The sequence below is a fragment of the Micromonospora sp. 4G55 genome, assembly GCF_016803375.1.
The window spans coordinates 1-22,143 of sequence record NZ_JAEVHN010000037.1 but is presented as its reverse complement, the minus strand read 5'-3'; the positions used below and the strand labels follow the sequence as shown (position 1 = coordinate 22,143).

The 22,143-nt window shown below is 71.7% G+C and carries 22 protein-coding genes and 1 tRNA gene; 16 read left to right on the top strand and 7 right to left on the bottom strand.

Annotated features, from left to right (window positions below; genetic code table 11):
• From JNW89_RS05840 to JNW89_RS05825, 4 genes are all read right to left on the bottom strand, one after another.
• A partial coding sequence (locus JNW89_RS05840) for an energy-coupling factor ABC transporter ATP-binding protein (RefSeq protein ID WP_238448026.1) occupies positions 1 to 751 on the bottom strand: 751 nt, incomplete at its 3' end.
• Positions 748 to 1,518, bottom strand: a complete 771-nt coding sequence (gene cbiQ / locus JNW89_RS05835; RefSeq protein WP_238448025.1) for a cobalt ECF transporter T component CbiQ — start codon at positions 1,516 to 1,518, stop codon at positions 748 to 750. The genes cbiQ and JNW89_RS05840, both read right to left, overlap by 4 nt.
• A gap of 15 nt (positions 1,519 to 1,533) precedes the next feature.
• Entirely contained in the window at positions 1,534 to 1,935 is a 402-nt protein-coding gene (locus tag JNW89_RS05830; RefSeq protein WP_238448024.1) for a PDGLE domain-containing protein, read from the bottom strand.
• Positions 1,932 to 2,648 (bottom strand): energy-coupling factor ABC transporter permease, encoded by a 717-nt coding sequence (locus tag JNW89_RS05825; RefSeq protein WP_238448023.1) that lies wholly within the window; start codon positions 2,646 to 2,648, stop codon positions 1,932 to 1,934. The genes JNW89_RS05830 and JNW89_RS05825 overlap by 4 nt, the downstream gene beginning before the upstream one ends.
• A 123-nt stretch (positions 2,649 to 2,771) precedes the next feature.
• On the opposite strand from JNW89_RS05825, the gene bcp reads away from it, so the two are divergent.
• The 4 genes from bcp to JNW89_RS05805 all read left to right on the top strand — a co-directional run bounded on the left by bcp (position 2,772) and on the right by JNW89_RS05805 (position 4,851).
• The gene (gene bcp, locus JNW89_RS05820; RefSeq protein WP_238448022.1) at positions 2,772 to 3,248 is read left to right on the top strand and encodes a thioredoxin-dependent thiol peroxidase; all 477 of its coding nucleotides are present in this window, start codon (positions 2,772 to 2,774) and stop codon (positions 3,246 to 3,248) included.
• A 30-nt stretch (positions 3,249 to 3,278) separates the two neighbouring features.
• Positions 3,279 to 4,184 (top strand): HNH endonuclease signature motif containing protein, encoded by a 906-nt coding sequence (locus tag JNW89_RS05815; protein ID WP_238448021.1) that lies wholly within the window; start codon positions 3,279 to 3,281, stop codon positions 4,182 to 4,184.
• A tRNA-Leu gene (locus tag JNW89_RS05810) sits at positions 4,170 to 4,255 on the top strand. Before JNW89_RS05815 ends, JNW89_RS05810 begins: the two co-directional genes overlap by 15 nt.
• 65 nt (positions 4,256 to 4,320) lie before the next feature.
• Complete coding sequence (locus tag JNW89_RS05805) at positions 4,321 to 4,851, top strand: GNAT family N-acetyltransferase (RefSeq protein WP_238448020.1); 531 nt, start codon at positions 4,321 to 4,323, stop codon at positions 4,849 to 4,851.
• On the opposite strand, the gene JNW89_RS05800 is transcribed toward JNW89_RS05805, so the two are convergent.
• Positions 4,817 to 5,719, bottom strand: a complete 903-nt coding sequence (locus JNW89_RS05800; RefSeq protein WP_238448019.1) for an expansin EXLX1 family cellulose-binding protein — start codon at positions 5,717 to 5,719, stop codon at positions 4,817 to 4,819. The genes JNW89_RS05805 and JNW89_RS05800 overlap by 35 nt on opposite strands.
• Positions 5,720 to 5,898: 179 nt before the next feature.
• Positions 5,899 to 6,786: a class I SAM-dependent methyltransferase gene (locus JNW89_RS05795; RefSeq protein ID WP_238448018.1), complete on the bottom strand. Its 888-nt coding sequence runs from the start codon at positions 6,784 to 6,786 to the stop codon at positions 5,899 to 5,901.
• 196 nt (positions 6,787 to 6,982) lie between these two features.
• On the opposite strand from JNW89_RS05795, the gene JNW89_RS05790 reads away from it, so the two are divergent.
• The 12 genes from JNW89_RS05790 to JNW89_RS05740 all read left to right on the top strand — a co-directional run bounded on the left by JNW89_RS05790 (position 6,983) and on the right by JNW89_RS05740 (position 20,841).
• Positions 6,983 to 7,936: an LCP family protein gene (locus tag JNW89_RS05790; protein ID WP_238448027.1), complete on the top strand. Its 954-nt coding sequence runs from the start codon at positions 6,983 to 6,985 to the stop codon at positions 7,934 to 7,936.
• Positions 7,937 to 8,117: 181 nt separating this feature from the next.
• Positions 8,118 to 9,602, top strand: coding sequence for a sugar transferase (locus JNW89_RS05785; RefSeq protein WP_238448017.1), 1,485 nt, complete (start codon positions 8,118 to 8,120; stop codon positions 9,600 to 9,602).
• Positions 9,603 to 10,003: 401 nt separating this feature from the next.
• Positions 10,004 to 11,134, top strand: a complete 1,131-nt coding sequence (locus JNW89_RS05780) for a glycosyltransferase (RefSeq protein WP_238448016.1) — start codon at positions 10,004 to 10,006, stop codon at positions 11,132 to 11,134.
• Between the two features lie 21 nt (positions 11,135 to 11,155).
• Complete coding sequence (locus JNW89_RS05775) at positions 11,156 to 12,028, top strand: glycosyltransferase family 2 protein (RefSeq protein ID WP_238448015.1); 873 nt, start codon at positions 11,156 to 11,158, stop codon at positions 12,026 to 12,028.
• Entirely contained in the window at positions 12,025 to 13,266 is a 1,242-nt protein-coding gene (locus JNW89_RS05770; protein ID WP_238448014.1) for a hypothetical protein, read from the top strand. The genes JNW89_RS05775 and JNW89_RS05770 overlap by 4 nt, the downstream gene beginning before the upstream one ends.
• Entirely contained in the window at positions 13,259 to 14,155 is an 897-nt protein-coding gene (locus JNW89_RS05765; RefSeq protein WP_238448013.1) for a glycosyltransferase family 2 protein, read from the top strand. The genes JNW89_RS05770 and JNW89_RS05765 overlap by 8 nt, the downstream gene beginning before the upstream one ends.
• A 1-nt stretch (position 14,156) precedes the next feature.
• A complete protein-coding gene (locus JNW89_RS05760; RefSeq protein ID WP_238448012.1) occupies positions 14,157 to 15,293 on the top strand; it encodes a glycosyltransferase family 4 protein in 1,137 nt (378 codons plus the stop codon).
• Positions 15,290 to 16,657, top strand: a complete 1,368-nt coding sequence (locus JNW89_RS37510; RefSeq protein ID WP_238448011.1) for an O-antigen ligase — start codon at positions 15,290 to 15,292, stop codon at positions 16,655 to 16,657. The genes JNW89_RS05760 and JNW89_RS37510 overlap by 4 nt, the downstream gene beginning before the upstream one ends.
• 77 nt (positions 16,658 to 16,734) lie before the next feature.
• Positions 16,735 to 18,027, top strand: coding sequence for a YveK family protein (locus JNW89_RS05750; RefSeq protein WP_238448010.1), 1,293 nt, complete (start codon positions 16,735 to 16,737; stop codon positions 18,025 to 18,027).
• A complete protein-coding gene (locus JNW89_RS36510) occupies positions 18,024 to 18,158 on the top strand; it encodes a hypothetical protein (protein WP_255540440.1) in 135 nt (44 codons plus the stop codon). Before JNW89_RS05750 ends, JNW89_RS36510 begins: the two co-directional genes overlap by 4 nt.
• Before the next feature lie 151 nt (positions 18,159 to 18,309).
• Positions 18,310 to 19,581 (top strand): DUF1800 family protein, encoded by a 1,272-nt coding sequence (locus JNW89_RS05745; RefSeq protein WP_238448009.1) that lies wholly within the window; start codon positions 18,310 to 18,312, stop codon positions 19,579 to 19,581.
• A gap of 78 nt (positions 19,582 to 19,659) precedes the next feature.
• A complete protein-coding gene (locus JNW89_RS05740) occupies positions 19,660 to 20,841 on the top strand; it encodes a DUF1501 domain-containing protein (RefSeq protein ID WP_306344809.1) in 1,182 nt (393 codons plus the stop codon).
• Between the two features lie 34 nt (positions 20,842 to 20,875).
• Here the strand turns inward: JNW89_RS05740 and JNW89_RS05735 are convergent.
• Positions 20,876 to 22,143: trypsin-like peptidase domain-containing protein (locus tag JNW89_RS05735; protein ID WP_238448008.1), on the bottom strand; the 1,268-nt coding region annotated here is incomplete at its 5' end.

Sequence of the window (22,143 nt, the reverse complement as noted above, 5' to 3'; positions counted from 1 at the left end):
GCGGGGTGAAGCCGTAGGGCAGTTCGAGGCGGTGCCGGGCGAGGAGGTCGGCGTCGCCGAGGATCTTCGGGGTGGGGGCGTCGGCGACGATGCGTCCGGCGTCCAGGATGACCGCGCGCTCGCAGAGCTCCGCCGCGTACGGCAGGTCGTGGGTCACCATCAGCAGGGTCACCGGGAGGCCGCGCAGGATCTCCGCCAGCTCCCGCCGAGCGGCCGGGTCGAGGTTGGACGAGGGCTCGTCGAGCACCAGGATCTCCGGGCGCATGGCGAGCACGGTGGCCACCGCCACCCGACGCCGCTGACCGAACGAGAGGTGGTGCGGGGCCCGGTCGCGGTGCTCGCTCATCTTCACCGCCGCCAGCGCCTCGTCCACCCGCTCGGTCAGCTCCGCCCCGCGCAGCCCCAGGTTCGCCGGGCCGAACGCCACGTCCTCGGCCACCGTGGGCAGGAAGAGCTGGTCGTCCGGGTCCTGGAAGACGATGCCCACCCGGCGCCGGACCTCGGCCAGCTCCGCCCGGTCCCGGCTGACCGTGAGCCCGCCGACGCTGACCGTTCCCTCGGTCGGGGTGAGGATGCCGTTGAGGTGCAGCACCAGGGTGGTCTTGCCGGCGCCGTTCGGGCCGAGCAGCGCCACCCGCTCGCCGCGCGGCACCGTCAGGTCCACCCCGTTCAGCGCGAGGTGACCGTCCGGGTACGCGTACCGGACGCCGCGGACGTCCAGGGAGACAGCGGTCTGCACGTACCCGATCATGTCAGGACGACGGCGGTGGCGGCGATGAAGACGGCCGCCAGCGGCACGGTCGCCGCAGCCAGCCACTGCCCGGCGCTCGCCGCGCCCGCGCCCTGCCAGACCGCCGGCATCCGCCCGGAGTACCCCCGCGACACCATCGCCAGGTAGACCCGCTCGCCGCGCTCGAAGGCGCGCAGGAACAGCGCCCCCACGCCGGCGGCGTAGCCGCGCAGCTGCCACAGGAAGCGCGGATCGTCACCCCGGGACACCCGGGCCACCCGCATCCGGCGGGCCTCGCCGACCAGCACGTCCAGGTAGCGCAGCATGAACGTGGCGATCTGGGTGAGGATCTGCGGGCAACGCAGCCGGTCCAGGCCCAGGATCAGGTCACGGGTCGTCGTGGTCCCGGCCAGCAGGAGCGACGCGAGTACGCCCAGGGTGCCCTTGGCGAGGATGTTCCAGCCGCCGTAGAGGCCGTCGACGGAGAGGCTGAGCCCGACGAGCTGCAGCCGCTCCCCCGCGCCCAGGAACGGCAGCGCGAAGGCGAACAGCACGAACGGCAGCTCGATCGTGGCGCGCAGCAGCAGCCAGCGCAGCCCGACCCGGGCCAGCACGGCAACCCCGGTGACCAGCAGGGCGTACCCGCCGAAGGCCCAGAACGCCTCGCGCGGGGTGGCCACCACGGCGAGCGTGAAGAGCACCATCGCCGCGATCTTGACCTCGGGGGCGAGCCGGTGCACCGGTGAGGTCGCGCCCCGGTAGAGCACGTGCGCGTGTCCCGCGCCCATCCGCGTACCCCCCGCTCAGCCGGCGGTGCCGGCGGGCTGCCGGTCCTCGCGCGGGGCGTCGCCGGCGTCGTCAGGGCGGGCCGGGCCACGCCGGCGCAGCAGCCAGAAGACGCCACCACCGATGGCGAAGGTGAGCAGCACGCCGAGCACCCCGGACAGGCCGGTGGAGAGGAAGCCGTTGTCCACTCCTCGGATGCCGTAGTCGGCCAGCGGGCTGTCGGCCAGCTCGTGGTCCTTCGCCTGCTGGGCCGGGCAGGAGCCTCCGGTGATCTCGCCGTCGGCGTCGACCGTGCAGCCCTTGAGCAGGGACGAGTCCAGCCCGTCCGGGTGCGACGAGGCGTAGTTGCTGACCACGCCGGCGAGCAGCAGCGCCACCAGCAGGCCGACGGCCACGAAACCCCAGGAACGCTTCCTCACCGGACACCTCCGACGGCCGGGACGGGCGCCGGCGTCGCCGGCTTCAGGGCGCGCAGCGCGTACACCAGGTCGGGCCGGACCTTGGCGACGGTGACCACGGTGGTCGCGGTGATCAGGCCCTCGCCGATGCCGATCAGCAGGTGGACCCCGGCCATCGTGCCGGCCAGGCCGGTGAGGTTGCCGCCCAGGTCGGTGGTGCCGCCCAGCCAGTACTCGAAGACGAAGCCCTGGGCCGCCACCACCACGCTGAGCAGCGCGGAGACGAACGCGGTCACCCCCAGCCCGGCCGGCGTGCGGGGCAGCACCCGCAGCAGCCCGGCGACCAGCAGGTACGCCGCGGCGGTGCCGAGGATCGCCATGTTGGTGATGTTCAGGCCGAGCATCGCGACGCCGCCGTCACCGAAGACCAGCGCCTGCACGACCAGCACCACCGCCACGCAGAGCGCGCCCACCCAGGGGCCGACCAGCAGCGCGGCGAGCGCGCCACCGAGCAGGTGGCCGCTCACCCCGGCGGTGAAGATCGGGAAGTTGAGCATCTGCACGGCGAAGATGAAGGCGGCGACCAGGCCGGCCATCGGGGCCAGCCGGTCGTCCAGGTCGCGCCGGCCGCGCAGCACGCAGAAGGTCAGCGCGGCGAGCGCGACGGCCGCGAAGATCCCCGCCACGGGACCGTTGATGATCCCGTTCGAGATGTGCATCGCCAGGGTGTCCACACCGCGCAGCCTATTTGGCAGACCATGTTGTTGCCAACACTTGGCAACAAGCCATGGTCTTGATCACCACGCGGCCGGCGCGCGTCGCCCGACGCCGCCCCGGACGGCGGTAAGGTCGCTGCCATGACCGCGCCCGACCGCCTCAACCCCGGCGACCCCGCCCCCGACTTCACCCTGCCGACCGACACCGGCGACACGCTCTCCCTGGCCGGCCTGCGCGGCCGCCGGGTCATCCTGTACGCCTACCCGGCCGCGATGACCCCCGGCTGCACCAAGCAGGCCTGCGACTTCCGCGACTCGCTCGCCTCGCTCCAGGCCGCCGGCTACGAGGTCGTCGGCATCTCCCCCGACAAGCCGGAGAAGCTGGCGAAGTTCCGCGAGCGCGACGCCATCACCTTCCCGCTGGTCGCCGACGCCGACAAGGCGGTGCTCACCGCGTACGGCGCGTACGGCGAGAAGCAGATGTACGGCCGGACGGTGACCGGGGTGATCCGTTCGACGTTCGTCATCGACCCGGACGGGAAGATCGAGCGGGCGCTCTACAACGTCAAGGCCACCGGGCACGTGGCGAAGCTGCGGCGGGACCTCGGACTCGACTGAGGTGTCACATCCGGCCGCTACGGTCCGTGCGTGGTCCGATACAAATACACGGCGGAGGCGCTCGCCGAGGCGGCCGCCGCCGCGCACTCCATCGCTGGGGTGATGCGGCTGCTCGGCGTCCGCATCAGCGGTGGGTCGCACGCGCACATCAGCCGCCAGTTGAAGCGGTTCGGCATCGACACGTCGCACTTCACGGGCAACGCACACAACAAGGGTCGCCGGAGCGAACGGCGGACCACCTCCTCGCAACTGCTGGTGCGCCTGCCGCCGGGTGCCCGCCGCACCCCGGGCACCCGGTTGAAGTGGGCACTACGGGACATCGGCGTCCCCGAGGAGTGCGAGGAGTGCGCCATCGGGCCGACGTGGCGGGGTCGCCCGCTGATCCTGCACGTCGACCACATCGACGGTGACTTCCTCGACAACCGCCCACCCAACCTGAGGCTGCTCTGCCCGAACTGCCACAGTCAGACAGCCACCTACGCCGGCCGGAATCGAGGCCCCGCAACGCCGCCCACCGGCGTTCCCCCGACGCCACCCCGGCTGTCGGCGCCACTCGCGCCGGAGGCCGTGGCGGATCTGATCAGGCAGGTGGAAGCCGGCGACCTCCGCCCGGTCGACGCGGCGAGAAGCATCGGCTGTCACCGCAATCACCTCCCGCGTCTTCGCCGACGACTCGCCACCACCGGCACGGTCACTCCCGCACCCCGACAGGCTCCCGGACCAGCACCACGGTCCACTCACCACGAGACGGTCGTGCGGTACGCCCTCGCGAACCCCGCCCTCGGCCCGCGAAAGCTGGCCGATCTCATCCGGGAGTCGTCCGGCGGCGAATGCGTGGTCAGCCATGGCACGGTGTCGAACATCCTCCGGCGCGCGGGACTGCACACCGTTTCGGCGCGACGCTCTAGACTCAGCGGGTCGGCGGGAGTGGCGTAACGGCAGCCGCGCGGGCCTTAGGAGCCCGTGTCCGAGAGGACGTGGGGGTTCGAATCCCCTCTCCCGCACCAGGCGGCACTGTCAGGCGCGTCACGATCGCGGGCTCACGCCGCGCCTGTTCGTCAGGATTGCCGGCGTGAGTCTGCGCTTCGTCCTCGACCCCGATCTCACCCTTGACCTGTGCGAGCGGATCGTCGACCTCTGGGTCGACGTCACCAACGCCGGCGGCGCGGTCGGCTTCGTCGCCCCGGTCAGCCCCGCCGAGGTCCGTCCGGTCGCCGAGCGGACCCTCGGCGACATCACCGACGGCCCGGACCGGCTGCTCGTCGGGTACGAGGGCGACCGCCTCGTCGCGGTGCTGATCTTCGCGGACAACCGGTTCCACCTGAAGACGCACTGGGGCATCCTCAAGCGGGTGATGGTCCACCCGGACACCCAGGGCCGGGGCTACGGCCTCGACCTGATGCGGGAGGCGGCGCGGCGCGCCCCGGAGCTGGGCTGGCGGGCGCTGCACGTGACGGTGCGGGGCGGGCTCGGCCTGGAGACGTTCTACGCCCGGCTCGGCTACCGGGAGATCGGGCGGCTGCCGGGCGCGCTGCGGGTGGCCCCCGGCGACGACCGCGACGAGATCCTCATGTGGCGGGACCTGGCGGAGCCGGCGGGCTGACGGTCAGCCGCCGCAACCTGCGGCACGGGCGGGGTCCACCGACGCCACCGCCGCGTCGAGCACGGCCGGCGGGGAGGCGACCGCCGCGAGGCTGGGGCGACGCCGACAGCGACGGGGATGCCGACCGGCTGGGGCGCGCCGACGGCGTCCGCGCCGGCGTGCTGGCCCGGGCGGGAGCGGCGCCGCCGTACATGCTGACCGTGCTGCGCTGCACCTGGCCGGGCGCCAACCGGATGCCGGTGGCGGTGGCGCGGTGGCCGTGGACGTCGGTGACCCGGATGGCGTACGGCCCGGGGCCGGCGCCGGATTCGATCAGCCAGTAGTTGTAGTCCTGCCGCGCGGCGGCGCGCCAGGCGCCGGAGCCGTCCTGCCGCAGCTCGACCGAGCGCAGCGGGTTGCCGTGCTGGCCGACGAGCACGGCGAACCACCACTGCGAGGCGCCCTCCTTGATCCGGAAGGTCAGCGGGCCGGGCAGTGGCGGGTCGACCGCCGCGCGGTAGCTGATCCCGACGACGCCCTGCACCGGGTCGGCGATCTCGGCGAACGCCTCCCGGGACAGGTCGAGGTGGCCGGGTTCGCACTCCGGGCACTGGTCCATGACCAGCACCCGGACGGTCCCGCGCGGACCCGTGACGTCGAGGAAACCGCCGCAGGCGGCGCCGGCCGCGTACTCGGACGGGCCGAGCGCGACGTAGCGGCGGTCGGCCGGCGCGGACGGGTAGGAGCAGTTGCCGCCCGCGCCCTTCGAGTCGTAGAAGGTGGCCTTTCCCTTGTGCACGGTGCCGCCGGCGGGCGGCGCGGCGAGCGCCCGGGACGCGGCGCAGGCGGGTGCGGCGCCGGAGCGCAGGGCGAGGCTGAGCACCAGCACGGTGGCGAGCGCCGCGACGCTGCCGGCGACCAGCCAGCGGGTACGGGCGGAGCGGGGGCCCGCCGGTGGCCCGCCGTGGGACAGGGAGCGCTGCCGTCGGTCACGTCGGTCGATGTTGCCGGACCGGTACGTCGGGCGACAAGCCGGCTAAGCGAAAGCTAAGACCCCGACGGTGGGAGTCACCAGGCGACCCCGATGCCGTCGCCGGGGTACCAGTGGTCGCGCGGGGTCTCCCGGTAGGCGAGGAAGCGCCGGCCGGTGCGTTCGGCGTGGGCGGCGAGCACGTCGGTGTGGGTGACGTTGTCGGTGAGCAGCATCGCGCCGGGGGCGAGCTTCGGCTCGACCGCCTCGAATTCGCGCTTCTCGTGGGCCCGGCTGTGGTCGCTGTCGTGCAGGAACAGGTCGACGGGCCGGTCCAGCGCGGTGATGGCGGCGATGGAGTCGCCGATGACCAGGTCGACCACGTCGGACCAGGGTGCGGTGCGGGCGAGATAGCCGGCCTCGGGGTTGATGTCCAGCGAGGTGAGCCGCCCGGGGTGCCCGTCGGCGGCGTTGCGCAGCAGGGCGGCCGCGAGCACGCAGCTGCCCAACCCCTTGTCGACGCCGGTCTCGACGACGTGGCTGGGCCGGGTGGCGCGGACGATGGCGTACCAGCCGACGCGCCGGGCGTACCGGACCTGCTTGTCGGCCAGGCCGCGGCGGGCGGCGCCGGCGGTGGCCCGCTCGATGTGCCCGCGCAGCGTGTCGTCGGACTCGATCTCCTCGACGTACCCGCGGACCTGCTTGACGGGGGTGTCGCAGACGACGCTGACGAACCAGGTCAGGTGCTGGCGGCTCAGCTTGGTCAGCTCGTAGGTGTAGTTGTGGTGCTCACGGGAGGTGAACAGCCAGCGGGCGGAGGTGCGGATGACCCTGGCGTCGTGCCGGGCGACGCGGCCGAGCCGCTTCGGGAAGGCGGCGACCGGCGCGAGGCGGGTGCGGGCGATGGCCCGGCGAAGCGTCGTTGCGTCCACGCCGAGGTTGTACCAGGTGAAGGTGAAGAGTGGCGAAGAAAGTTTTGGATTCACCGACCGGGTGGCCGGGGCTGACCGTCCGGACGAGGGTCCCCGGCGGCAAACGGGAATCAGTAGCATCGCGGCTATGTCAGATCGCCAGCAGCTCGCCGACTCCGAACCGCGCCTTACCGCGTCCGAAGAGGATGTCGACGCTACGGGCCAGCCGTCCGCTCCGGCTCCGCGTCGCCGTCGCGGTCGGCGTATCGCGCTGATCGTGCTGCTGGTGCTGGCGCTGCTGGCCGGCGGCGGTGTCCTGGCCGGCGGGCTGTACTACCGCTCGGTCAACGCCTCCATCGACCGGGTCGACGCGTTCACCGGGGTGCCCGAGGAGTCCCGGCCGCAGGTGGTCGCCAAGGGCGCGATGAACATCATGATCCTGGGCAGCGACTCGCGCGACCCGGAGAACACCGGGGGTTCCCGGAGCGACACCATCATCCTGGCCCACCTGCCGAAGGACCGGTCGAGCGCCCAGCTCGTCTCGATCCCGCGGGACACCTGGACGCACGTCCCGCGCTCGGACCAGGGTCGGGGCGGCCGCGACGCCAAGATCAACGCGGCCTACGCGTGGGGCGGTGTGCCGCTCATGGTGCAGACGGTGGAGAAGTTCACCGGGGTCCGCGTCGACCACGTGGCGATGGTCGACTTCGCCGGCTTCAAGGAGATCGTCGACGCCCTGGGCGGGATCGAGATCGACGTGGAGCGGAGCTTCACCTCCACCCACTCGCTCAACCCTGGCGGTAAGCGCGAGTTCGTGGCGGGCCGGCAGACGATGGACGGGGCGGCCGCGCTGGACTACGCCCGCGAGCGCTACGCGTTCGCCGACGGCGACTTCGCCCGGATCAAGCACCAGCAGCAGGTCATCAAGGCGATCCTCGACAAGGCGGCCTCGGGCGGGACGCTGAGCAGCCCCACCAAGCTGAACTCCTTCGTGAAGGCCACGGCCAACTCGGTCGCGGTCGACAAGTCGATGTCGCTGGTGGACCTGGCGATGGAGATGCGTCACCTGCGCAGCGGCAACCTCGGGTTCTACACCTGCCCGGTGAAGGGAACCGGCCGGGTGGGCAGCGAAAGCGTGGTGTTCCCGGACAACACGAGGGCCAAGCAGATGTTCGACGCGGTCCGCCGGGATTCGGTCTCCGAGATCGTGGCCGCCGGAAAGTAGGAGACAGCTCCGCCTTGCCAGTCCTGCTGGCGGATGTGGCCCCGCTCGTATCCTGCGAGCGCCCGGGGCCCGTGTCACGCGTGCCGTGGGCTGTCACGGGGGAGGATCGACCATGTCAGGGCAATCTGCCACAAGAGATCCGGCTGCGACCAGGCCGGGCCACGACGACACGTCGTGGCGGGTGACCGGACCACCGGCCGGGCAGGGCGGCGGCGAGGGGATGCGCCCGGTCGCCCCCACCCCCCGGGACGCCGCGGAGCCCGCGGTCACCGCCCCGCCGCGGGCCGGGCTGGACACCACGGCGGTGCTGCCGTACGCCAGCTCCCGGGCCTCCAAGCGCACCCGCTGGCTGCGGGCCTGGATGCTGACGGTCCCGGTCGACGTCGCCGCGCTGCTCACCCCGCTGCTGCTGAGCCAGAACTACTGGCGCGGGACGCTGGCCAACGGCGTGCTCACGGTGACCGTCTTCGCCTTCGGCGGGCTCTACCGGGCCCGCCGCCACCTGAGCATCCTGGACGAGCTGCCGAGCCTCTGCGGGCGCCTGCTCGCCTGCGGCGCGGCGGTGGCCATCATCGCGGCCGAACGCCACGACTCGGTGCCGTACGTCAGTGGGTTCATGCACGACGTCGCGCTGTCCGCCGGGCTGGTCATCATCGGCCGGGGGCTCACCCGGAAGCTGACCATCGTCGCGCGCCGGCGGCGTTGGCTGGAGCACAACGCCATCATCGTCGGTGGTGGGCCGATCGGGCTGGAACTGGCCCGGCTGTTGCGCCGCTACCCCCAGTACGGCCTGCGCTTCGTCGGCTGCGTCGACGCTCCGTCGCGCCAGCAGGTCGGGGGCATTCCGCTGATCGGCACGCTCGATGAGCTCGAGGCGCTCATTCCGTTGCTGGACTGCGACGTCCTGGTCATCGCCGACCCGGACTGTCCGGAGGCGTCCCTGATGGACTCGCTGCTCCGCCCGGCGAGCGCGGCCTGCAACCTCTGGGCGGTTCCCCGGCTGTGGGGGTCCGGCTCCCAGGGCGGCTACCCCGACCACGTCGGTGCGATCCCGATCGTCCAGATCGGTGACACGACCCTGTCCGGTCCACGGTGGGCCATCAAGCGCGCCTCCGACGTGGTCCTCGCCACCGCGGCGCTGGTCGTGTTGAGTCCGCTGCTGCTGCTCTGCGCGATCGCGACGTTCCTCGAGGGCGGGCGGGGCATCTTCTTCCTTCAGGAGCGGATCGGCCGGTACGGCACGCCGTTCAAGGTGGTCAAGTTCCGGTCCATGCGACCGGTCGACGAGCACGAGTCGCAGACCAACTGGTCCATCGCGCACGACCGGCGGGTCGGGCCGGTCGGACGGTTCATGCGTCGGACGTCGTTGGACGAGCTGCCCCAGCTCTGGAACATCGTGCGCGGGGAGATGAGCGTGGTGGGGCCGCGGCCGGAGCGGCCGTACTTCGTGCAGAAGTTCTCCGCGGAGTACCCCAACTACGCGATGCGTCACCGGGCACCGGTCGGGCTGACCGGTCTCGCGCAGGTCAGCGGCCTTCGAGGAGACACGCCGATCTCCGACCGGACGAGGTTCGACAACTACTACATCGAGAACTGGTCGCTCTGGCTCGACATCAAGATCCTGCTGCGCACGGTGGCGGAGGTGTTCCGCGGTGGTGGTCGTTGACGCCCACCGCCGACTTCGCGCCGCGACCAGGCACCGGCCGTCGCGGCCTGCGGACGGGAGGACGTGAATTGGCTCGCCGGCTCTGGCGGCACCGTTGGCCAACCCATATCCTGCGTTCGCCCACCGGCTCGACGTCCGTCGCGAGGGCCGCCACGGGCAGGACGCGCCATGTCAGGCCAGCCGGCGGTACGTCGTTCGACTGCGCCCATCCGTCGGTCGCGCCGGTCCAGCCCTGACCACCAGCGGGCCGAGGACTGACGGGTGAGGTTCCCCCGTCCCGGCCCAGACCGCTGCTACCCCACACCGCATTTCGGACGACAGGGAGTTCACGTGGTACGCGAGGGTGTCACGCCCAGGATCCCGCACGCGCCAGGGCGGCGCCCCGACGGAGGCGAGAGCCGATGAGCACGACCACCGGCCACCTGTCCGGGCAGCACCCTGCGCTCCCCGCGCTGTCCGGCTCGTCCGTCGCGCTCGTCCACGAGTGGTTCGGCGCGACCGGCGGCTCGGAGAAGGTATTCCGGAACATCACCCGACTCGTCCCGCACGCGGAGCGGTTCGTGCTCTGGAAGGACCACGGCGTCGAGGACCCGGACCTGCGGGAGTCCTGGCTCGCCCGGACCCCGGCCCGGCGCAGCAAGGCGATGGCCCTCCCCCTCATGCCGATGACCTGGCGGACCCTCACCCGTCAGCGGTTCGACGTGGTCATCTCGTCCAGCCACGCCTTCGCGCACACCGTGAAACTGGGGCCGCCCGAGACGACCCGGCACCTGAGCTACGTCCATGCCCCGGCCCGGTACATCTGGAGTCCCGCCTTCGACGGCCGGGGGTCGAGTCCGCTGCTCGCCCTGCCACGCCGCGCACTCCAGGCCGTCGACGTCCGGTTCAGTCGACACGTACACAGCTACGCGGCGAACTCGCGTGAGGTGCAGGCCCGGATCCGGCACTACTGGCGACGTGACGCCGTCGTGGTCAACCCGCCGGTGGACGTCCCCTTCTTCGCCGACGCTCCCCCGGCGGACCGCGCCCAGCCGAGGGACTATCTGCTCGGCGTCGGGCGGTGGATTCCGTACAAGCGGTTCGACCTGATCATCGCGATCGCGGAGGCCGCCGGGCTCCCGGTGGTGATCGCCGGCTCCGGGCCCGAGGAGGTCAACCTCCGACGTCTCGCGGAGCGGGTGAGCGTCCCCGTCACCTTCGAGGTCATGCCGAGCAAGGAACGACTGCGCCAGCTCTACTGGGGCGCGAAGGCCCTGCTCTTCCCGGTCCACGAGGACTTCGGCATCATCCCGGTCGAGGCACAGGCCTGCGGTACGCCGGTCATCGGCATCGACCGCGGCGGGTTGCTGGAGACCGTGGTCGACGGCGAGACGGGCTTCCTCGTCGGGTCCACCGAGGCACGCGGCTTCGCCGCCCTGGCGGCCCGCGTCGGCGAACTGCGCACCGATCGCATCCAGGCGAATGCCGCGAGGTTCTCCGAAGCGGCCTTCGCCGCGACGTTCTCGGCGTGGGTGCAAGATGCGGTCGCGTAGGGCGGCGACGGTGACGTCCCGATGAGCACCCTCGGCATCGCCATCGTCAACTACCGGTCCGCGGACGACTGTGCCGGACTCGTCCGTTCGCTGGTGGCCCACCACGCCGGTGCGGAGCCCCGGATCGCCGTCGCGCTCGTCGACAACAGTGACCAACGGCGGGAGCTCGAGTCGGTCGCCGAGTTCGCGCGCGGACACGGCCTGGTGGTCCGCGTGATCCACGGCCACGGCAACGTCGGCTACGCCGCGGGTAACAACCGCGGCGCGCGCTGGCTCCTCGAGATGGGCGCCGACGTGATCTGGGTTCTCAACCCCGACACCCGGATCACCGGCGGCGTCCTCGCGTCGGCGCTGGACGTGCGCCGGGCCGGCGACTGCGCGATCGGTGCGACGACGAGCGTCGGCGCCGACGGTGGCACCCACCCCGACCTGGGCGCGCTCGACCTGCTGACCGGCCGTAGCGGCCAGCCGTCGACGGGATCCGCGGCGTCGCGCACCCTGACGTACGTCGCCGGCCATTCGATCCTTCTCACCCGCGAGGCGTTCGAGAAGCTGGGTGGCTTCACCGAGGACTTCTTCCTCTTCTATGAGGAGGCGGACATCGCCGTCCGGTCCGCGCGCCTCGGCATCCCAGTCACGGTCGTCGACGGTCTCGCGGTCGAGCACTCCGGCGGCGGCGCGACCGGCGCGACCCGGGACATGAAGGCCAAGTCGCTCGTCACGTACTTCCACGCCAGCCGCAGTTGCATGATCTTTTTCCGGAGGCACTACGGGAGACGGCTTCCCCTGGCCGCTCTCGCCCGGCTCCTCTACGCGGCCAAGGCGCTGATGGTGGCCGGCCCGAAGGCGGCCACCGCGGTCCTCCGGGGCACGGTCGCGGGGTTGCTGGCATGACCCGGCAGCTGCGTGGTTCGGTCCGGCGGGCGACGGGCAGCGCCACCCTGATGTACGTCTCGGCCCTGGCGATGTCCGGCGTCGCCATCCTGCTCAGCGTCGCTCTTCCGCCAACCGAGCGCGGCCTGCTGGTGGCGACGACGACCAGTGCCGCCACCGGCGTCGCGGTCGGCGGACTGTCGTTGGAGACGTTCCTGCTGGCCCAGGGCCGTCAGTGGCTGGACGAGTCGGCCGGCCGGCGCAGCCTGGCCATCTACACCGCCACCGTGCCCCTGACGGCGGCGCTGGCCTGGATCTTCGCGCGGTACTCGGAGGAGGCCACCCCCGCCATCGCCGCCGCGGGCGCGGCGTGCATCGCGGCGAGCAACATTCCCGCCGCAGCCGGGCTCACCCTGGGCCGGTTCCTCAGTGTCTACCGGTACCGCGCCGCGTTCGCCGCCACCGCGCCGGCGCTGTACGTCCTGCTGATCCTCGCCTCCGTCGAGGACGCGCAACTGTGGTTGCTGGCCTGGCTGGGGTGCCAGGCGCTGATGGCGGTGGCGCTGTGGACGAAGCACGGGCTGTCGCTGACCCGCATGGCGCGCCGGGCATCGCCTCCCGAGGAACGCGTCGCCCGGCTGGGCCTCACCCACGCGGGCGCCGTGGCCCAGGTCTTCACGTACCGCTTCGACCAGCTTGCCCTGGCCCGCTATCAGGGACCGGACGTGCTCGCCGTGTACTCGCTGGCGGTGGCGGCGATCGAGTTCACCCAGGCCGGCGCGGTCGTGGCGGCCCAGCGGACCCTCGGCGACCATGCGGACGGCTCGGCCCAGCGGCTGAACGCGGTGCTACGTCGGGCCTTGTACCTCGCCGTCGGCATGGGCGTGCTGGTCCTGATCGGGCTCGCGGGAATCGGCGTGATCACGAGCGGATACGAGGCGGCACTGCTGCTCGGCCTCGTCCTGGTGGCGCGCAGCATCGCGGTGACCGTCGGCAAGATCCTCAGCGCCCGGCTGGTCAACCTCGGCGGCGAACGCGCGACCGCGGCGATCGCCGCCGGTACCGCCGTGGTCGCGATCGTCGGCTACTCGCTCACCGCCGCCGAGTTCGGCGCCGTGGGCGTCGCCCTCCTCTCCGTCGTGCTGTTCGCGCTGCACAGCACGGTCACCGCCGTTGCCCTCAGGAAGTGGTCCGGACCGCGGTTCGCGCCGGCTTCCGCGACCAGTCCCGTGAACAGTGAGGTTGGCACCGTTGCCTGACAGAGTCGTTGCAGTGATCCTCAACTGGAACTGCGCGGACGACACCGTCCGCTGCCTCCGGGCGGTCGCCGGCGGCAGCACCGTGCCGGACGTCGTCATCGTCGACAACGGTTCGACCGACGACTCCGTCGAAAAGCTCGAGCAGTTGGACGGGGCCGTCACCCTGCTGCGGCTCGACCGGAATCTGGGCTACGCCGGCGGGATGAACGCCGGCATCCGGGAAGCCCAGGCCCGCGGGGCCGACTGGGTGTGGCTGTTGAACGCGGACTCGGTGCCCCGGCCGCACGCCCTGTCGACCCTGCTGCGGTACGCGGACCGCTTCGAGGTGTCGACGTCGTTGCAGACCACCTCCGCGGACCCCGGCGACCCGGACGTCGAACCGTACGTCGTGGCCGCCATGCTGCCGAAGGGCAAGGTCCGTCCGGTCCGCTGCGGAGGCTGCGCGGAAGGGGCCCACGAGGTGGACATGGTCACCGGCGCCGCGCTCCTGCTGCGCCTGTCCCGGGTCATCGGGGTCGGTTCGTTCGACGAGCGGTTCTTCCACTACAAGGAGGAATTCGATCTGGTCCGCCGGATCGGCGACGCGGGTGGCCGGATCGGATTCGTCTGCGGTTCCGAGGTGTGGCACAAGCGGGGCGCAGCCTCAGCGGATCGAGCCCCCGGGCCCGGTACCTACTACCACCGCAACGAGATCCTCTACGTGCGGAAGCACTACCCGCGTCCGCTGCGGCGGCTGCTGATCGGCGAGCCGATCCACTACCGGAACGTGGCGAGGTCGCTGTTCCGCCTCGCCGCCGGCAGCCGGGAGCGCAGACGTGCCTCACTCGCTGTCCTGGCCGGGTACTGGGACGGTCTGCGGGGCGTTCACGGCCCCACCGAAAGGTTCTAGCGTGCACATCCTGTTCGTGAGCCACTCCTCGGACCTGATGGGCGCGGAGCGTTCCCTGATCACCCTGGTGCGGGAGGCTGTCGAGGTCCGTGGCCACCGCGTCACCGTCACGATCCCGGCCGAGGGGCCACTGCGGGCCGAACTCGTACGGGCGGGCGCGGAGGTGGTGGTCCTGCCGACCAGGCTGTGGATGGGACGGCGGCACACGGCCCTGGTCGGCCTGGTCCGCTCCGGTCAGGCGGCGGTCTCGGTTCCCCGGTACCTGCGCCACCTGCGGCGGGCGAGACCCGACCTCGTCGTCACCAACTCGGCCGTCGTCCCGGCCGGCGCGATCGCCGCCCGGCTGGCTGGCATCCGGCACGTCTGGACGATCAGGGAGAGCCTGCTCACCAACCCGAGCCTGCGGTCGGCCGTACCCCGGAGGACGATCGCGCGGACCATCGCCGGCCTGGCGGACGGGGTCGTCGCGATCTCGCAGTACGTCGCCGGTCAGCTGCTCACCGCGGCCCCCGCCGTCCGCGAGAAGCTGCGGGTGATCCCGCCGTCGGTCGCGCCCCGGACCGCGGATCCGACGGCGAACGGGCGCCGTGGCGCACCCACGCTGGAGCGACTCGTCCTGCTCGGGCGCTACACGCCGGAGAAGGGGCAGGCGGACGCCATCGAGGCGCTGGGGCGATGCGCCAGAGCGGGGCGCCCGCTGACACTGAAGCTGGCCGGGGTCGGCGACCTGGCCGCGCAGCGCGCACTTCGGGCGCTCGCCGAGGAGCACGGGGTCGGTCACCTCGTCGAGATGTCCGAGTGGACGGACGATCCCCACGCGCTCTACGCGGAGGCGGACGCGACCCTGATGTTGTCCCGCAACGAAGCCTACGGTCGGGTGACCGTGGAGTCGCTCATGGCGGGGACACCGGTGATCGGATTCCGCGCGGGGGCCACCACGGAGATCCTCGCCGACGGCGGCGGAGTGCTGGTGGAACCGGATGTCGAGGCGTTGACGCGGGCCCTGCTGACTTTGGCGGAGGACGACGAGAGCGTCGACCGGCTCACCTCGGCGGCGAGGCGACGGGCGCGCGAACTGAACTCCGCCCCCTCTTCGGCGTGCCGGTTCGTCGCCTACCTCGAAGAACTGTGCCCGTGACCGGGTCGGTGCGGATGTTCCGCCTGCCCGCCGTGCTGGCTGTCACGGTCGGCGTCCTGGCGGGCTGGCAGCCCGTCCTGCTGGGCATCCTGGGGATGGCCGCGCTGCTCGTCTGGGGAGTCTGGACGCCGTCCCGGCTGAACCACACGCTGCTCGCGGTTCTGCTCCTCGTGCCGGTGACCGCGGACCCGGGCTATCCCACCAAACCCGTGTGGGTCGTCCTGCTGGCGGCGACGGCCATCGCCCTGTTCGGGCGTCTCCAGCGCTTCCACCCGGACGCACCGCTGGCATCCGTCGGGATGTCGGCGATCGCCGTGCCGGTCGCGGGTTTCCTCGCCGCCCTGGCGCACTGGCGGGGACCGAAGGACCTGGTCTTCGCGGTCGCGCCGTTCGTCTGCTACGCCGTCATCGCCTGGCACGTGGTGGAGGAGGCGCGCCGGGATCCCCAGGCGATGAAGGGGCTGGCCCGCGCGTTCGCCTGGGTCGGAGTGCCGGTGGCGCTGCTCGCGATCCACCAGCGTCTCACCGGGACGTGGCCGATCCTCGACGAGTTGGCGATCAGCAACGCGTTCACCTCGTCCGCGGGCGGGGGCAGATCGGTGGGCACGATCGGGCACCCGATCGTCTACGGCACCTACTGCATGATGTCGATGTGCGTCGCGATCGCCCTGCGCGGGCGCCTCTGGCAGGTGCCGTTCGCCGCCGGCGCGGTGGGACTGCTGCTGTCCGGCTCACGTAGCGCGTGGTTCGGCATCGCCGGCGCCGCCGTCGTCTGGTACCTCGCCCAGGAGCGGAAGGTGACCCTACGCGGTCTCGGCCTCGTCGCGGCGGCCGTCGCCGCCGGCTCGGCACTCGTCGTGGTCGGTCCCGGCCCGGTGCAGGGCGCGATCGAGATGGTGCGTTCCCGGCTCTCCAACATGACCGGGTCGAGTTCGGCCACCGCGCGGTACAGCCGTTACGACGCGGCGTGGTCCGGCCTGCGGGAGAGCTACGACACCGTGCTGTTCGGTCTGGGGCCGGAGGCGCACGTCCGGTTCTTCCAGCAGGTGGGCATCGGTGACCACCTGGCGCAGACCTTCGACAACAGCTACCTCACCCTCTGGTACGACCTGGGACTGCTCACCCTGCTGCCCTTCGTCGCCCTCCTGGTGGGCCTTTTGGTCAGGTCGAGGTCGTTGGTCGCCCGGATGCTGGTGGTGGGGATCGCGGTGCAGATCTTCTTCTTCGACTTCTATCTGTGGCCCTGCGCTGTCGCCGTGCTGATTCTGGCGGCCGGACTGGCGTTCTCCCGGGACTCCGCCGAGGAGGATCCTGTCCAGGACCCGCCCGTGGCCGCCGACGTCCTGCTTGCCGGGTCGCGATGAGCAGCACGGCCGCGTCTTCGTACGAATCGCATTCGGCCGCCGTTGGGCGGCTGGCCGAAACGAGTGAGGGATCAAGAGTGAGGCTTTCGGACGGATTGCGGCCGCCCGGCGCGTCCACCCCGCCGACGGACATGTCGCCACCCGGCATCCGTGGCGTCGTCGGCAGATCACGTGCGGCGCTCGGACAGTGGACCCGACTGACGCCTCGACACCACCTGCAGGCGGTACGCAGGTACCGGTGGGCGGTCCTCGCGCTCACCCTGCTCGGCGGGCTGGGCGGCGGTCTGGCATCCCTGGTGCAGACCCCGGTCTACAAGGCCGACGTGCAGCTGTTCTTCTCGCCGAACTTCCCGACGAGTGACATTCGGCAACTCGACACGGGCGGCAACTACATCCTGCAACGCGTCCGGTCGTACGCCGAGATCGCCAACAGTCCCGAGATCGCCGCGACGGTGATCGGCCGGTTGGGCCTGCCCTACTCGCCTGAGGAGCTGATGTCGCAGGTCAGCGTCACGGGCAAGGCCAGCACCGCGGTCCTGACCGTCGAGGTCGGCGACGAGGATCCGGAACGCGCCCGGGACATCGCCAACGCGATCGCGGACGAGTTTCCCAACTTCATCGGCAGGCTGGAGAAGCCGACCGGGATCAACACCCCTCCGGTCAAGGTGTCCGTCGTCCGCCCGGCGATCACGCCGCCGTCCGCGGACTCACCCCGGCCCCTTACGAACCTCGGCCTCGGGCTCGCCGGTGGTCTGCTGGTGGGGACGGCGACGGCGCTGACGGCGTACGCGCGGGAGCGTGCCGTCCGGGACGGGAGCCACGCAGCCGAGGTGGCGGAGCTGCCTCTGGTCGGGATGGTCGAGGCCGAGCCGGCGGCGGCCGGCCTGATGGCCCACGACGAAGGTTCCGACCGGGCCGAGGTCTTCCGGCAGTTGCGGACGGACCTCCGGCTCCAGGCGGTCGGAGACCGCCTGACCAGCCTCACGGTCATCAGCGGTGCCGCCGGTGACGGAGGAGCGACCACCGCCGGGAACCTGGCGATCGCGTTCGCCCGGGCCGGCGAGACGGTGGTGCTGGTGGACGGGAATCTCCGGAACCCCGAGATCCATGAGCTGTTCGTCATCGCCAACGAGGTCGGACTGGCGAACGTTCTCCGGGGCGAGGCGTCGGTCAACGACGTGGCGGTCCACTGGCACCCGGATCTTCCGCTCCTCGTCCTTCCCACCGGTCGGGTCGAACCGGGGCCGGCCGAGTTGCTGTTCCAGCCGGACCGGCTGCCGCCGCGCTGGAGTCGTGTCGGCTGGACGAGGTCCTGGTCATCGTCAGTGCTCCGCCGCTGTTGTCGGACGCCGAAGCGAAGGTCCTGGTGACCGCCACGGACGCGACCGTGGTGGTGGCTCGGGTCGGCTCCACGCACGTCGACCAGCTCGCGACCACGGTGGGCGTGCTGCGGAAGATGCGCGCGAACCTGCTCGGCCTGATCGCGGTCCGGTCCAGGTAGGACGCGCGGGGAGCGGGGCCGCCGGGGGCGGTCCCGGGGGTCACTCTCCGCAACAAGATCCGTTAGACTGGCTCGTACCTGGTCCAGCGAGGACAGTGGACGGCGGAGACCGGGTTCCGAGATCCCGCGACCTCGACGTAGGTTGACAACGATGAGCGATGACGTCGCAATGCTGTTGCGGCGGGCGGGCTTCGGTCCGACGGCGTCCGAGCTGACGGCAGCGCGGAAGGCAGGGTACGCGGCAACCGTGTCGAGGCTGACGGCGCCCGCCGGGCCGGACCGGGGTGCCGCCGCTGCACCGATGCCGGACCTCGGCCGCGATCCCTTCGACGATCTCCCGAATCCGACCACCGAGCAGCGGACCGCGGCGGAAGCGACCCGACGGGAGCACACCGACGCGATCGTGCGGTGGTGGCTGGACCGGCTGACGGTCGCGGACCACCAGGCCAACGAGAAGCTGACCTTCTTCTGGCACGGACACTGGGCCACCTCGATCCGGAAGGTCGGCAGCCCCCAGTTCATGCTGGCGCAGCAGCGGAAGATCCGCAGCTCGCCGACCATCGGGGTGATGGCACGCAAGTTGGTGTCCGATCCCGCACTGGTGTACTGGCTCGACGGGCAGCTCAACACGAAGGACGCGCCGAACGAGAACCTCGCCCGCGAGCTGATGGAACTGTTCCTGTTGGGTATCGGGAACTACACCGAGCAGGACGTGAAGGAGGCAGGGCGCGCGCTGACCGGGTGGCGGACCGACCTCGGTGTGCCGGAGACGGCCATCTTCTTCCCGGACAGCCACGACGCCGGGCCCAAGACGATCCTCGGCGCCACGGCCGACTTCGACGCCCACACGCTGGTCGACTTCCTCGCGAAGCAGCCGGCCTGCGCCCGTTTCATCGCCTCCCGCCTGTGGTTCCGGTACGGCTCCTCCGCCGAGCCGATCGTCAGCTCCACCGAGCAACGGATGCGAGCGGCCTTCCCGGTCGGCATGCGCATGCTGCGGGCCCTCTTCGAGGACGAGGAGTTTCGGTCGGGTCGCTACCGGCTCGTGAAGCAGCCGGTGGAATGGCTCGTCGGCGCGATGCGGCAGTTGGAGATCCGGCCGGCCCGGTTCCCCGACGAGACGCTGCACCGGGTGGTGGCGGGACTGACCGGCCTGGGTCAGGTTCCCTTCGCCCCACAGAGTGTGGGCGGCTGGCCGAGCGGAACCGCGTGGCTGAACTCGGCGGCGGCACAGGTGCGCCTCGGTCTGGCCGACCTGCTCGCCGGGCTGGCCGGCATCGACCGGATGACCGCCGAACAGTTGGCGAACATCCTCGCGATCGACACGTGGACCAACCGGACCTACCTGGCCCTGAAACAGGCGAAGAACCCGCGACAGCTCCTGACCCTCGGTCTGGTGAGCCCGGAGTACCTGGTGATCTGACATGGATTCGTTGACCCGACGCAGATTCCTCCTCGCCTCGGCGCCGCCGGCGGTGCCGCCGCCCTGGCGGCCGGCGGGATGGGACTGGCCGAACTGCTCGCCACGGCGACCCGCGACCAGGAATCGGACCCGGACGACGGCATCGACAAGCTGGTCCTCGTCACCCTGTACGGCGGCAACGACGGCCTGAACACCGTCGTCCCGTACGCGGATCCGGCGTATCACTCCGCCCGCCCCGAGCTGGCGTACGCCCCTGAGCAGGTACTGCGTCTCGACGACGCGCTCGGGCTGAATCCGGTGCTGACCGGGCTGAAGCGACTCTGGGACGACAAGCAGCTGGCCGTGGTGCTCGGGGTCGGCTATCCCCGGCCCGATCGGAGCCACTTCCGGTCCATGGACATCTGGCAGACCGCGTCACCGGAGATGCCCGTCGCCACCGGCTGGGTGGGCCGCTGGCTCGACGGCACCAACGCTCCCGCCGAGGCGGCGGTCAGCTTCGAGCCGGTGCTCCCGCCGCTGCTCGTCGGTGGGACACGCGTGGGCGCGTGCGTGGCGGTCGGCGGGCTCGAACTACCCGGCGGGATCGACGCCGAGCTGCTGGCCGCGCTCGGGCAACCCCAGGCCGGCGAGTCGGACCTGCAGGCGCGCGCGGCCGAGGCGTACCAGGACTTCCTCCAGGTGAACAAGCTCGTGCACCAGGCGCAGAAAGCCAACATCCCGTCGGGGACGGGCGACCTGCCGCCCCTGCCCTCGACCGCGACCGGCGGTGGCAGTTCCCTCGCGGCACAGCTCGCTCTGGTCACCCGGTGTGTCGAGGCGGGTGTACCCACCCGGGTCTACTCGGTGAGCCTGGGTGGATTCGACACGCACGCCAACGAGCGGGTCGGGCAGGAGTGGTTGCTCAAGCAGCTCGACGAGGCGCTGTCGGCGTTCCTGCACCGGCTGGCGAAGACGAGGGCCGGCCGGCGGGTGACCGTGGCCGTGTACAGCGAGTTCGGCCGCAGGGTCCGGGCGAACGCGTCGGACGGCACCGACCACGGCACGGCCGGCCCGCTCTTCGTGCTGGGTCCCGGGGTCGCGGGCGGACTGTATGGCGAGCAACCGAGCCTGGTCGACCTGGACAACGGCGACCTCAAGGCCACGGTGGACTTCCGCGACGTCTTCGGCACGCTCCTCGGCTCCGTGCTCCAGGCCGACCCGGACCGGTACCTCAACGGCTACCAGGCCCAGTTGCTCCCGCTCGTGCGCAACAGCCGGTAGCGGCGACAAACGACCGGCCACGCCGGGGCAGGCGTCAGTCGCCTGCCCCGATCTTCTGGCGGTCGACCGCGTTCTGCCGGTACGTCTGCGCCACCAGGTTGGCGGGCGACTTGGCCACGACGGCTTCGAGCCGGGTGATGGCGTCGGAGTACCGGCCGGCGAAGTAGTCGTCGAGCCCACTTCGATACAGCTTGTCGGTGTCGCCGAGCTCGTCGGTGACACCGGCCTCGGTCAGCATCGCGTCGAGAGTGGACGCCGGTACGACGATGCGGTTCGCCTTGGTGGGCAGCTCCTCGTCGTTGTCGAGGATGCCGACGACCCGGCCGTTGGTGTCGACGGCGAGCCCGCCGCGGGAGTAGAGGCCCACGTCGTCGTTGACCCGGGACACGGGCATCGTTCCCGACGTGCCGGAGCCGGTCACGGTCACCCGCTTCGACTGGACGGTGAAGGTGGCGGTGAGCGGGTCCTTGTCCGTGGTGCCGTACCCGATGGAGAGCAGTGTCGTTCCGTCCTTGAGGTCGGCAGCCGGGTTCAGCTCGGCGACGGGGAGATTGTCCTGGGCGAGCTTGACCAGGGCCACGTTGCCCGCCTGGGGCTCCCACGTCCTGACGATCTCGCCCGGAATCGCCGGAGCGTCGGTGACATTGCCCTTGGCCACGTTGACCTGCCCGAACAGCCGGACCTCCGGTTCCTTCGCGGCGTCGACCCCGGTGAGCACAGTGGTCTTGAGCTGCTGCGCGACGTAGTCGTCGAGCTTGCCGGGTTCGAGCTTCTTCTCCTGGATCAGCACCCGGCCCAGCGCGTAGAGCGCGTTCTGCCGCGGGGTGTCGCCCGTGGGGCGCACGCAGAAGCCGTTGGTGAGCACGTGGCCGGCCGGACTCACCACGAACCCGCTGCACCGGCGGTTGAAGGTGATCGGCGCCGCCCGCAGGGGCGCTCCGGTCTTCTTGTCCCGGAGGTATCCGGTGAACACGACCTCCACGTAGACCAGGGACGGCGAGGCCACCGCCACGGCCCGTTCCTCGAGGGTGTACGGCGGCGGGGAGCCCTCGCCGTCGTCCGATCCGGCCCAGACCGCCACGCCACCGGCGGCGGCGAGGACCACCAGCACCAGCGCCACGATGCCGAGCCAGAGCCCGGTACGGCGTCGGCGCGGCTCGGAGGGCTGGATCCGGCGCTCGGTGGAGGCGAGCGGGTCGTACGGCGGCACGCTGGTCGGGTGCGGGTAGGCCGGCGACACCGGCGGCCCGGGACACCTGGTGCGGAGGCGTGGAGACCGGGTACGGGGGCGTCGAGAACGGC